Here is a 12,793-nt window from a genome sequence, read left to right as displayed (position 1 = left end):
GGCCGCGTGAGTTCTACGACCGCACCCCGCTAAAAATGGGGGGATTACCGCGCCATTGACGCATCACGCAGCGAATGACCGCAAAGAGCCCATAGAGACGGATGCTGCAATTTGCACCAATGGAAGCGTCGCGACTGAAGCGGCCACTGCCTTTCGGAAGAGCGGCCCACTTCGGCCATTCTCAACCAACTCCAACTGTTACGGATTGCCTTCGCTGTCTTTCCCTCAATGTGCAGCATTTTGACAGGCTCATTGGTGGTCTGGAGAGAAACTCTCCGTTCTCTCCACCTGCGTAGGTCCGCCTTCGTCCTCGAGCCTGATCGTATTCACGCGGGCAAGATGTTGTGATTCAACCTAAACAGATTTCCCGGGTCGTATTTTCCCTTAATCACCGAAAGCCTCTTCGCGTTGTCGCCATACGCGCCCGACATATGATCGGCTTCGTCTTCAGGCATGAAATTCACGTATGCACTGCCCGTCGAATAAGGTTTCATCTTATCATAGAGCGCACGCGCCCAGGCTATACATTCACTGTCTTTTTTTGGATCTCCCCATCGCGTGTGCACATTCATGATGAAATGTGATGACCGCTGAGGATAGGCCGTGTCATCCGCATTCACACGTGCCATTGCTCCTCCCATGTGGGCAACGAAGACTTCGCTGGCGGCGTCAGGCAGACTGGCAATGCCTTCAAGCAGCCCTGCAACTGCGTCGGATGGTAGCGATTCAAAATCATGGCTCTTCCAATAGTTGCGCGCTCCGGGTGCCAACAGCGGATCAAACGCGGCTTGCCAATCAACGAAAGTATGAGGTGATACGACATCCGCAATCGGGCTGCCCAGCGCGCGCAAATCAGCCATGGCTTTTTCACCATCATCCATTGGTCCCGAATAGCATGTGGCAAAGATCAGAACTTCGCGCCCATGCCATTTCTCGGGCAGGAACGGCAGCGGTGGAGCTTTGCGCAGTACCGCCCAGACAGTCAATTCGTCAGGAGCCGTATCCGCGATTTTGGCAAACGCCGCCAGCAAAGCCGGAGCCTCTTCGATCGGATGAACGATCAGGCCAGAGAGCACCTCTGGACCCAATGGATGCAACTGGAATTCGAACGAGGTAACGACGCCAAAGTTGCCGCCACCTCCGCGGATCGCCCAGAAAAGATCGGGATTACTGGTCGCGGACGCAGTGATGATTGCCCCGTCCGCTGTGACAACCTCGGCTGACAGCAGATTGTCGATGGTCATTCCAAATTTGCGAGTTGTCCACCCAAATCCCCCACCGAGGGCCAAACCGGCAATGCCCGTTGTGGAGTTTATCCCAGTTGGCACCACCAATGCATGGGCCTGCGTTTCGCGGTCTACGTCGCCAAGCACTGCACCGGGTTCAACACGCGCTGTTTTTGTCTGCGGGTCCACATGAACGGACCGCATATGCGACAGGTCAAGCAGGACTGCACCATCAGCAACGGCGTGACCCGCAATCTGATGTCCACCGGATTTCACCGACATCACCAGCCCGGCCTCACGGACAAAGTTTACTGCCTTCTGCACATCGCTGGCGCCCATGGCCCTGATCACGCATCCCGGATGGCGATCGACCATGCTGTTCCAGATGGTGCGCGCTTCGTCATATTCCGGGGTTCCTTGAAAATGAACCGCACCTCTGAGGGACACGCTGAGCGCGTCCAATGTGTCTCGATCGACTGCAACCGCGCTACCGTCGAATGTAATTATATCAAACATGAGTTTTGGCCTTCCATTATGAGGTAAGGCTTCTTGGGAGGGCTGCCTCGGAAAACTGGCAAAGTACCTCATTTCACCTGTTCCCGATGACGAGGCAAAAAATATTAACTATCAATTACTTAAAACAAAGACTCAGGCGAAAATACCAGGGTCGATCCGATCCACAGGGGTTATGACATCTGCGGGAATATTCAAACGCTCGGCCGCTTTTCGCAAGCACTCTTCGTCGGGTGCTTCGTAGAGACAGTAGGTTTTGCGCTTGTCCGCGCTGAGAAATGAGAAAATCCACTCAACGCCAACTTCGTCGTTAATTTCCTTAATGTGAGCCTTGACGTCATCGCTCATTTTTAGCTGTTCAGCAAAACGCCTTTCAATAATGTACCTTGGCATTGTTCCCCCCTGCATAAGTGTTCGGGACTTAACTCGCTCTCTCCTCAAGCTTCGACTTAAGAGCTATCATACCCATTTTTTGCGCAATTGCCAAGGATTCAGCTTCGAGATGAAAAGCACGTTTCGCATCCTGCTTTCGACCGCGTTGACGCAAGCAGGACGCATAGGCGGCCTTGCTGTGTGCAATCCATGGCGGTGACGCCATGGCAGTGTCGATTTCAATGGCCTTTTCAAACATTTGGCCCGACCTGTCCCAATCACCCAACAGCGCAGCCAGATTGCCCAATCGGCGCGCGCCGGACCCCAGACAGACTGTGGTGGCCCCGGTAGTTATTGTCAGATTTTCGTATGGAGCCAACAAGTCATAGATCGCCGCTGCGTGGTTCAGATTCCCGACCTCCACACAGATGTCGGCGAGATAAGACAGGGTCGTTGAATACATGGCATCCGGTGACAGCGAAAAAACTGTTTCTACAAGCTCATTCAGGATCCGTTCGGCAGGTTCCTTGTAGCCCAGCTCAGCTGCGATGATGCCAAATCCGGGTTTCCACGTGACGTCCTCAGGACTCTCTGACATCACCCGTTTGATAATCGGAGCAACTTCGTGCAGGCGGCTTTGCTCGCGCCTGATCGTGAACATCTGTACTCCGAAAACCCCTTCGACGTGTTCGCCGTGGGTCTGACGACCAATTTTCACAGCTTCGTTGGCGTATATCTCGGCATGTTCAAATTTGCCGTCAAGAATGGCAACCATCGCCCGGGCGTGCATCTGGACCCAGTAAAGTTGAAGGTGATTGTCCTTTGTTGAAATTTCCGTCAACGCCTCCAGAGATTGGTCCATCAACTGGCGATTGGCCATTTCAGCACCAACAAACAGGCTCAATGTCAGATTTCGCCCTTGGTCAATATTGCCAAGTTTTTCTGCAACCTCGTGCATGGCCTTGAGGTTTTTACGCCAATCGCGAATTTCACTTTCCTGCCTTGCAATGAATGGTGCTCCATAGCGCGTCATCATCACTGAGAATTGGGATTTATGATCACCCAGTTTTGCAGCCAGTTCCATACTCTGCTGACCATAGAAAGCGCCTTCCGAAAACTCGCCAATAAACATGTACGCGCGGGCTAGTTGGCTCATCAATTTGCATCGGTGGACTTCGTCGTTGTCCGACAATTCTTCCAAGACGACCAGACAAAGCTTAATGGCTTCGTTATGGCGCTCTCCCGACATCATACACGAGTCAGCAAAGTGGTGAACCGCATCGGCAGCAAGTTCTAAATTGCCGATTTTGCGCGCCCCTTCGGCGGATTCCTTAAGCATAGCGATACCGTTCGCCAGTTGACCGACGCTATCGTAACTTCTTCCAACCAGGATTTTGCCGGTGATCACTTCAACGCTGATGGCATCCCCCAAATTGCACGCCGCATTGAGCGTTTCTTGCGCGTTGGCCATAGCCTCGAGACTTGCCGAACGCGAAAGTGCCATTTCGGTGGCGGACCGCCAACGCTCAAAGGCCGCACGCCAGTCATGTGCCTCGGTCAGGTGCCGCGCAACCAGCTCCGGGCGCCTTTCAATTTCAGCGGACCGCAGTCGCAGCAGCGCTCTTGCGACGCATGCGTGTTGTATCTTGCGGGTCGATGCCAACATGGACTGATAGGCGGTGTCTCGGATGAGCGCATGCCGAAAGACAAAGTGTCCCCGGCTGTGTCCACTCTCGAATATCAGCCCCGATTTGCAAAGCTCTTCGAGACAGCTCGGGATGTCGGCTGCGCTGCCCTCCATCGCAGCCATTAACAAAGAAGGCTCAAAATCACGGCCTATCACCGAACCGACCAAGGCCACTTGCTTGGCGTCGTGTGAAACCGCATCGAGGCGCGCCATCAAGGTGCCTTTCAGCGATGACGGAATATTGACTTTGCCTTGGCCGCCAGACGCAATAATCGCACGGGTCAGTTCCTCGACAAAAAGCGGCACTCCGTCGGTCTTTTCAATAATCAGCTCGACCAAGTCTTCAACTGGATCTTTGCCGGAAATGTTGCGGACCAGATCCGCAACATGATCGGAATCAAACCGGTGCAATTGTAGCGTTTGAACATTCGCATCACCTTCGTCTTGATCCAGATCCCAACCGGGGCGATGCGCAATCAAAATCATCAGAGGCAGATCAGCGCAAATGGCCTTAAAGCGATCCAAGAGTGCATTGGTCGATGGGTCGATCCAATGGGCATCTTCAACGAAAAGTATGACCGGACACACACTTGACCGGGTTTTCACTGTATTTATGAGCGTAAGTATTGTGAGGTCCCGTTGCTCTTGCGGCGACAAGCTGAGTATTTTTTGCGCAACATGGCTAAGTGGTGCAACCAGTGCCGCAAAGATCGGCAGAACTTGTTCGACGTCCAGTCCTTGCCTCGTTTCGAGCATGGCACGCACACGCTCGAGTACCTGATCATCATCGAAATCAGGCTGAACGGCCGCATCTTGCGAAATCCGTTCAGCAACAGGATGAAACGGGCTACTGGTCAGGTATGGGGAACAGTTCAATCTTATGATGTCGGCATTGTCTGTAATCGCAACATCGGCCAAGAATTCTTCGGTCAGCCGGGATTTGCCAATACCGGCTTCGCCAGCGAGCAAAACAACTTCACCTTTGCCACTTTGCGCCCGTCGCCAAGCCCGCTGGAGAATTCCCGTCTCCAATTTTCGACCAACCAGTTCACTAATTGCATCTTTGCGGTGGGAAGCCTGAAATCTGCTGTCTGCACTTCGCTCGGCTATCACCTGCAACAGCTTGCGTGGTGCGTCAAAACCCTTCAGTTTGACCGGGCCAAGCGACGAAAACTCGAATATCTGATGCAAGCTGGCGTCAGTTTCCTCTTTTGGTAAGACAATAGAATTGGGCGCGGCGTGCTCTTGAATCCGTGCTGCGAGATTGAGTATCGGGCCGGTCATGGCTGCTTGTTCGAAAGAATTTTCGCCGACAATGTCCCCAACGACGACATCCCCACTTGCAATACCCACACGAGCGGCCAAAAACTCTCCATTCGGCGTTTGCAGCTCTTTGACACGTTGCACCGCTTCCAGTCCGGCCTTCACTGCGCGGATAGCGTGATCTTCATAGGCTCGCGGCCACCCAAAAAAGACGAGCAGCCCGTCGCCAAGGTGTTTGGCAACATAACCGCCGTAACGGGTAACAGCACCTGCAACTGTATCTTGATACCTTTGCAGCAAGACACGCATGTCTTCAGGATCATAGCGATTGGTCAGCGCAGTCGAGCCCACAAGGTCAGCGAAAAATACTGTAAGATGACGGCGTTCGGCAACCGCGATCGTGTTCGTGGTCGATGTCGTGGGGGCTACAGTGTCTGTTATGCCGTCCGGCTTCGGCGCATGAGGCGGCGTAACAGCACCGGCGACGTCGATGAACAGCTCTTGAACGGCAGCCAAGATTATCTTGCGATGACCAAAACTTACTCCAAGATCCTTCAGGTCGTCATTGGTCAAAAGAGGTAAGACCCGGTCATCGACATCATTTCGGGCAAACGTGTCAACGTACTGATCTAAACCCAGTTCACTTAGCCATATGCCGATTTCAAATGCCATACCAAGGATCATGGTAGGTTATCGAAGTTCAATCAAGGTGACGCTTCAATCCGGATCACAATTAAACAGCGTTCGATGCCAACGCTTGCTGGTACTGCAAACCGCCCGATGCGTATCTTATCTCGCACCCGCAGCGAAGGTCCGCCTCTCTAATTGGGTGTCTGGGTCAAGCTCATTTTCCTTCTTTTGGTTGTTGAGGGATCGTTTGTCCGGGTCACGCTTCTCTTCGCAGTCTGGTTTGGCGTTCGAAGTGCGCCGCTGCATGCATGTGTCGGAATGGAAGTGGAGAGCCCCGCTTTCCGGCGCGCTTCAAATTGCGCAGCAGACATTTTCGGCTTCGTCCACGCACCTCGTCCGGATTGGACGATCCCGTCAGGTTAGGTGGTAGGCTAGTTGTTCATGCCCTGCCTCCAACTTGTTCCTGACGGAATTCACTGCCGTCGATCCACATACGGTGAAGCAAAACGGCAAGTTTGCGGGCAACGGCAACAACAACGCGTCGGCGACCCTTGGTGCGCATCAATCGCATGCCCCAAGATTTGATCTGTGACCCTGCCATCGTTCGCATTAGCAATGCGTTGGCGGCGGCATAAAGAGTCGCACGAACATTTCGGTCTCCTGCTTTAGATATTCGGCCGGGGTTGTCGTGCTCTCCCGACTGAAAGCGCCTTGGCGTGAGGCCAAAATGCGCAGCTACAGTGCGTGAACGTTTGAACCGGGTAGGCAATCATCGATTGCCGCATTGAATGTGAGTGCTGCAATTGAGCCTACGCCCGGAACCGTTATCATGCGCATGCAAACCTCATCTTGAGATGCCGCTCGCTTCACGTTTCGATCAAGTTCTAAATAATGCTGGAACAGGACCACCCGCGCATCAAGCAGTGGAATGATCGCATGTGCAAGAACGCCATCCATCTCGATCATAGGCCGCACCAAAGCATCGAAAGATGCCGTGCTTTACCGTTCGGGGCAATCGAATTCCAAAGATTTTCAACAGCCCCCGAACCTCGTTAGCCAGATCCATCGTCTTCTTGAGCAAAGCTTTTCGCGTACTCAACAACGCCCGCAGTCCATGGGCCTCACGGCTCTTCATATGAACGGGGCTGAACCAGCCTGTCCATAAGATTTGGGCAATGCCCTTTGCATCCGTCTTGTCAGTTTTGTTTCGCATCGCAGACAAGGCGGCACTCACCTGTCGTGCTTCCATGCATACGACGTCAAAGCCTGATGATTGTAAACCAAAGTACAGATGCTGACTTAAAGCACCAGCTTCGAAACCAATGCGTTCGACGGGGTGTTCAAAAGCTTCCAGGCAGTCGGCGATGTCCTCGATTTCACATGGCAGCTCTCGTTCAAGGCAAACCTTGCCCTTGCTGTCGACGATGCACAGCGCACACGACCGAAGCGATATATCTAATCCAACATAATATTCCATTTTCTGTCTCCCTTGTTCACAGCTATGCTGTGATCCTATCGGGAGCTCGACCAAAGTGCAGGGTCAGCCCAATTACGCATGCTTCCCGCCCTACGTGCTTGATTGTTGTTCGCCGATCCACTCAAAGACACGGACCGTCAAGATTTCACCAGAAGCCTTGCAACTTCCGCTTTGTCGATCACAACTGCCGAAAACCCTATAACACCCTTCACGCTATAGACCTTTGTCAGACTATGATCCAAAATCAGGCCCTTTACACGATCCGTGGATGATCCATATTTTCGTGCTGCATCCACGATACTGATCAGGGAATCCCATTTCGGAGACGACCGGAACGACGTAAAGAATGCCAGCCAGTGTTGGATCGTTGCTTCCGTGAACCTTGGACGTGCCTTTTCGCCTCCCTCCCCCGGTTTCAGAATGCCTGCGCGGATGAGTGTCTCCATTTGCGAACGCGTCATGCCCAATCGCTTCTGTGCCGCTGAGAATGTGACCGCCCCGCTCGCTTGCTCAAGGATCTCCTGCGCTTCGACCGCGCTGAATAGCACCTCGAAATCGGGCAAATCTGCTTCGGTGATGATCCCGGAATCAGTCAGAATATGGCGTAGTCGCTTCGGATGCAGGTTGTGTGTCTTCGCCGCTGTCCTGATCGAGTGCAGACGCCTTATGTAAGAACGTAGTCGAGCGCCTGATCGCCGGCCCCCAAAGGGCCAATTTTCGAGAATGTGCTGCCGTAAAATAGCACGGAGCGGTTCCAATTCGGGCCCGCTACCTGCACCGCGCTTCAGCCAGTCGTAGATGCGGCCATATCGGGCTTGTGGGCGATCTTGGGGCTGTCCGAGCGCTCGTCTCAGGGTTTCGAAATATGCTGTGATTTCCGTGGGACCACTATCCAGAAATCGAAATCCGACTGATGTCGCCACGGCCAGCTCGGCGCCAGATATCCCGCCGAGTATCGCGTATTTTCCATAGATCTGCGAAATGCCCAGCATCTCGCAAGTTGCCCCCAGAGCATCGATTGGAAAGCGGCTTGCCCATCCGTCAAGTATATCACCTGCCAGCCTGCGCGCGACATGTTCCTCATACAGCCCCCCCTCAGCCACCAGTTGATCTAAGGACCCTTCGCCAATCTCGGGTAACCAGAGCGACCACGTATCGGAGAATTCATGCTGGACAGTATTTTCTGGTGCGGAGATCAACGACAGCCTGTGGATGGGACATACACGCGCTGACGCAAGCGACCACAGGATACGACCATATGCCCCAAGCGCCGTATCAGGCGTCAACTCGGGACCTTTATCTTCGCGAAAGCACGCTGGGCAAATGCGGCTACGTCCTCTTAGAAGGTTACGCATCCCAAGTTCATGCCCCATGCACCTATATGTTGAGATTCCCGTTGGGATGAATGCATGCTGGGTCAGATCATCGAGTGTGACGCCACCGAGAGCGGCAAGCGTGTTGAAGGTTTTTTGATCACCATTCAGAAAGCCTGCCATCGAATGCTCGGCGTCCATCAAGAGTTCTGTAATGCTTGGAATCCCGTTAGCCGCAGCCAAACGCGATGCAAAAGACGCCACGGTCTCATCCGCATAAAGAGCAACTGTGTTCTGTAGTCTCATAGCGGCATCCCTAAAACGGCGAGCGATCGCAGTCTCAGAGGTGCGCCAAAGAAAAAGGGATGCCACAAGGGCACCCTGAGGTTCGCATAACCAGGCTCATTAGTTTACCGCTCGTTATTATTTTATGCCTGCGGCTTGGTTAGCGTCAGGGGGCAAGCTCACCTGCCCCTTGTCTGGTTGTCTGTGTTGCGAGAACGTAACACGCGAAACTGGCATTTCGTCAGATTCAGAAAATTCCTATTATAGTTTTTTTCCTTCATTTATTCGACAAAAGTCCTCCACAAACCTCTTTTTTCTTGGCACCCTATTTCGCTGAATTTTAAAATTCAGCGAAATTACGGGTTCTGACACTTAGCTACAGCCGGATGTCCCCCCGCAGGTGTTGCACTTCATGCAGGTGCCGTTGCGCACCAGCGTATAGTTGCCGCACTCACCACAGGCTTCGCCCTCATATCCTTGCATCTTAGCTTTGACGCGGGCGTCCATGGAAACTGTTGTGGACGAGATGGCTGTCGTGCTGGCCACCGCTGTTGCAATACCGCCATCCCCCTCAGGGATCAGGGAAGAGATCGCCTGCACGGCCGCCGACTGGCCGCCCTGAAGCACGGTAAGGTTCTGCGGCACACGATTGCGCAAGTAGCCCTGCGATGTGATTTGGCGCAGCACCTCAAGAGACTTGGCAGCTGCGTCTTCGGTCATCTTAGACACATTCGCCACGCCTTCTTCCTCGCCACGGCCCAGCGTGTCGAATGTGGCGCCCTGAGGCTGCACATGCGCCAAGTCTGTGCGATCAAGATAGCTCACCGCCAGTTCGCGGAAGATGTAGTCAAGGATCGACGTCGCCGATTTGATGCTGTCATTGCCTTGGACCATGCCCGCAGGCTCAAATTTGGTGAAGGTGAAGGCATCGACGAATTCTTCTAGTGGTACGCCGTATTGAAGACCAACTGAGACTGCGATGGCAAAGTTGTTCATCATTGCACGAAAGCCAGCGCCCTCTTTGTGCATGTCGATGAAAATCTCGCCCAAGGAGCCGTCTTCGTACTCGCCCGTGCGCAGGTACACTTTGTGCCCGCCCACATTGGCCTTCTGGGTATAGCCCTTGCGACGCTGTGGCATCTTCTCGCGGTGCGACTTGATGATCTCTTTGACAATCACTTTCTCGACGATTTTCTCGGCCAGAACGACAGCTTTCTCGTGCATTGATCCGCTCTCAAGGATCTCTGCTGCTTCGTCATCATCTTCAACCAGCGATGCTGCCAGAGGCTGGCTTAGTTTCGAGCCGTCACGATAAAGCGCGTTGGCTTTGATGCCCAACGACCATGACAGCTCATAAGCCTTCTGGCAGTCCTCGATCGTCGCATCATTCGGCATGTTGATCGTTTTGGAGATCGCACCCGAGATAAACGACTGGGCCGCAGCCATCATGTAGATGTGGCTGTTGACCGACAGATAACGCTTGCCCATTTTACCACAGGGGTTGGCGCAATCGAAGATATTATAGTGCTCTTCCTTGAGGTGCGGCGCGCCTTCCAGCGTCATCGTACCGCAGACGTGGTCGTTGGCCGCATCCACATCTCTTTTGGTGAAGCCGAGAGACTTGAGCAGATCGAACGTAGGATCGTTCAGCTTTTCAGCCGGGATTCCAAGCACTTGAGTGCAGAAATTTTCGCCAAGCGTCCACTGGTTGAAGACAAAGCGGATATCGAAGGCCGAGGCCAGCGCGCCGTCCACTTTGGCCAGCTCATTGGGGCCAAAACCGTGGCCCATCAGCGTGGTGTGGTTGATGCCAGGGGCGTTACCGATTGTGCCATGACCTACAGCGTAGCGGACGATCTCTTCGATCTGGGCAGAGCCGTAGCCGAGCTTTTCAAGCGCAGCTGGAACCGATTGGTTGATGATCTTAAAATATCCGCCACCGGCCAGTTTCTTGAACTTGACCAGCGCAAAGTCAGGCTCGATCCCTGTGGTGTCGCAGTCCATGACCAGACCGATGGTGCCTGTCGGCGCGATCACGGATGTCTGAGCGTTGCGGTAGCCATGCTTTTCACCCAGCTTCAGCGCTTCGTCCCATGTGGACATTGCAACGTCGACCAGCCCTGCTTGTGGGCAATTCGCGTGATCCAGCGGCAGCGGCTTGATCGCGAGTTTTTCGTAACCAGTGCTTTCGCCGTAGGCAGCATTGCGGTGGTTACGAATGACCCGCAGCATGTGTTTGCTGTTCTTGGCATAGCCCGGGAAGGCACCCAGTTCTCCCGCCATCTCGGCGGACGTGGCATAGGCAACGCCTGTCATGATCGCAGTCAGCGCACCACACAGCGCACGGCCCTCGTCGCTGTCATAGCTGTAGCCCATGTTCATCAACAGGCCGCCGATGTTGGCATAGCCAAGGCCCAGTGTGCGAAAGTCATAGGAACGCTGTGCAATTTCCTTGGATGGGAACTGCGCCATCATCACAGATATTTCCAGCGTCACAGTCCACAAACGTGAGGCGTGCATATAGTCTTCGACCAGAAACTCGCCATCCTTCAGGAAGGTCAGCAGGTTCATCGAGGCGAGGTTACAGGCCGTATCGTCGAGGAACATATATTCGGAGCACGGGTTGGAGCCGCGGATCGCGCCGTCTTCTGGGCATGTGTGCCAGTCGTTGACCGTGTCGTGGTACTGGATACCCGGATCAGCACAGGCCCACGCAGCATGGCCAACCTGATCCCAAAGATCGCGGGCGCGGATGGTCTTTGAGACCTTGCCGCTCACACGGTCGAGCAGTTCCCAATCGCCGTCTGCCTCAACCGCCTTCAGGAAGGCATCGGTGACTCGGATAGAGTTGTTGGAGTTCTGGCCGGAGACAGAGTTATAGGCCTCTGAGTCCCAGTCAGTGTCATAGGTCGGGAATTCAATCGACGTATGGCCCTGCTTGGCGTAGTCCAGCACACGCTTGACGTAAGTTTCTGGGATGGCAACCTTTTTGGCCGCACGGATCGCGTCCTTAAGCTGCTCGTTCTTGGCCGGATCATAGGCATCCGCCTCCAAACCGTCCCAACCAGAGATGGCTTTGAAGATCAGGTTGAGCTTCTGCTCGTGCATTTTTGAGCCTGCAACAATGGAGGCAACCTTTTGCTCTTCGAGCACCTTCCAGTTGATGAAATCCTCAATATCAGGGTGGTCCGCATCGACGATGACCATCTTGGCCGCGCGGCGGGTTGTACCTCCGGATTTGATCGCGCCCGCAGCGCGGTCTCCGATTTTCAGGAAACCCATCAGACCAGAGGACTTACCGCCGCCTGACAGCTTCTCACCTGCCCCGCGCAGGCTGGAGAAGTTTGTGCCAGTGCCGGAGCCGTATTTAAACAGGCGCGCTTCACGCACCCAAAGGTCCATGATGCCGCCATCGCCGACCAGATCGTCAGCAACTGACTGAATGAAACAAGCGTGCGGCTGGGGATGCTCGTAGCTGGAGGTAGAGCGTGTCAGCTTGCCCGACTTGTGGTCCACATAATAGTGGCCCTGCGCAGGACCATCGATGCCGTAAGCCCAGTGCAGACCAGTGTTAAACCATTGGGGGGAGTTCGGAGCAGCGCGCTGGGAGGCCAGCATATGACGCATCTCATCATAGTAGGTGCGCGCGTCTTCTTCAGTCGTGAAATAGCCACCCTTCCAGCCCCAGTAGGTCCATGCGCCGGCCAGACGGTCAAAGACCTGCTTGGAAGACGTCTCACCGCCCATTTCGGTGCCTTCAACGGGGACAGAGCGCCACAGGAACTCGGGCACGCCCTTTTCCTTTACCCGTTTCGATTCGGCTGGCACACCGGCTTTGCGGAAATATTTTTGTGCGATGACGTCCGACGCAACCTGGCTCCAGGATTTTGGCACTTCGACATTGTCGAGATGGAACACGATGGAACCATCCGGATTACGGATTTCCGATACCGTGTGAATGAAATCCAGTTCCGCGTAAGCGTCTTGCCCTAGAGTGGTAAATTTACGTTCAATTTTCATCGCGCTG

The 12,793-nt window shown here is 54.1% G+C and carries 7 protein-coding genes; all 7 read right to left on the bottom strand.

Annotation, left to right across the window (positions count from 1 at the left end):
* Nucleotides 1-326: 326 nt before the first annotated feature.
* On the bottom strand, nucleotides 327-1,742 hold the full coding sequence (locus V7730_RS01205; RefSeq protein WP_335745742.1) for an FAD-binding oxidoreductase: 1,416 nt from the start codon (nucleotides 1,740-1,742) through the stop codon (nucleotides 327-329).
* A 132-nt stretch (nucleotides 1,743-1,874) separates the two neighbouring features.
* Complete coding sequence (locus V7730_RS01200) at nucleotides 1,875-2,132, bottom strand: DUF4242 domain-containing protein (RefSeq protein WP_335745741.1); 258 nt, start codon at nucleotides 2,130-2,132, stop codon at nucleotides 1,875-1,877.
* Nucleotides 2,133-2,160: 28 nt separating this feature from the next.
* Nucleotides 2,161-5,733, bottom strand: coding sequence for an adenylate/guanylate cyclase domain-containing protein (locus tag V7730_RS01195; protein WP_335745740.1), 3,573 nt, complete (start codon nucleotides 5,731-5,733; stop codon nucleotides 2,161-2,163).
* Nucleotides 5,734-6,130: 397 nt separating this feature from the next.
* Nucleotides 6,131-6,460 carry a transposase gene (locus V7730_RS01190; RefSeq protein ID WP_335745739.1) on the bottom strand — a complete coding sequence of 110 codons (330 nt, stop codon included), beginning with the start codon at nucleotides 6,458-6,460 and terminating at the stop codon, nucleotides 6,131-6,133.
* A gap of 147 nt (nucleotides 6,461-6,607) precedes the next feature.
* Nucleotides 6,608-7,168, bottom strand: coding sequence for an IS110 family transposase (locus V7730_RS01185; protein ID WP_335745738.1), 561 nt, complete (start codon nucleotides 7,166-7,168; stop codon nucleotides 6,608-6,610).
* A 137-nt stretch (nucleotides 7,169-7,305) separates the two neighbouring features.
* Nucleotides 7,306-8,787, bottom strand: coding sequence for a TniQ family protein (locus V7730_RS01180; protein WP_335745737.1), 1,482 nt, complete (start codon nucleotides 8,785-8,787; stop codon nucleotides 7,306-7,308).
* Between the two features lie 351 nt (nucleotides 8,788-9,138).
* Nucleotides 9,139-12,786, bottom strand: a complete 3,648-nt coding sequence (locus tag V7730_RS01175) for a vitamin B12-dependent ribonucleotide reductase (protein ID WP_335745736.1) — start codon at nucleotides 12,784-12,786, stop codon at nucleotides 9,139-9,141.
* Nucleotides 12,787-12,793 lie beyond the last annotated feature (7 nt).

Source organism: Sulfitobacter sp., assembly GCF_036961165.1.
GTDB lineage: Bacteria > Pseudomonadota > Alphaproteobacteria > Rhodobacterales > Rhodobacteraceae > Sulfitobacter.
The sequence above is the reverse complement of the archived record's forward strand: the minus strand, read 5'-3'. Positions and strand labels throughout refer to the sequence as shown.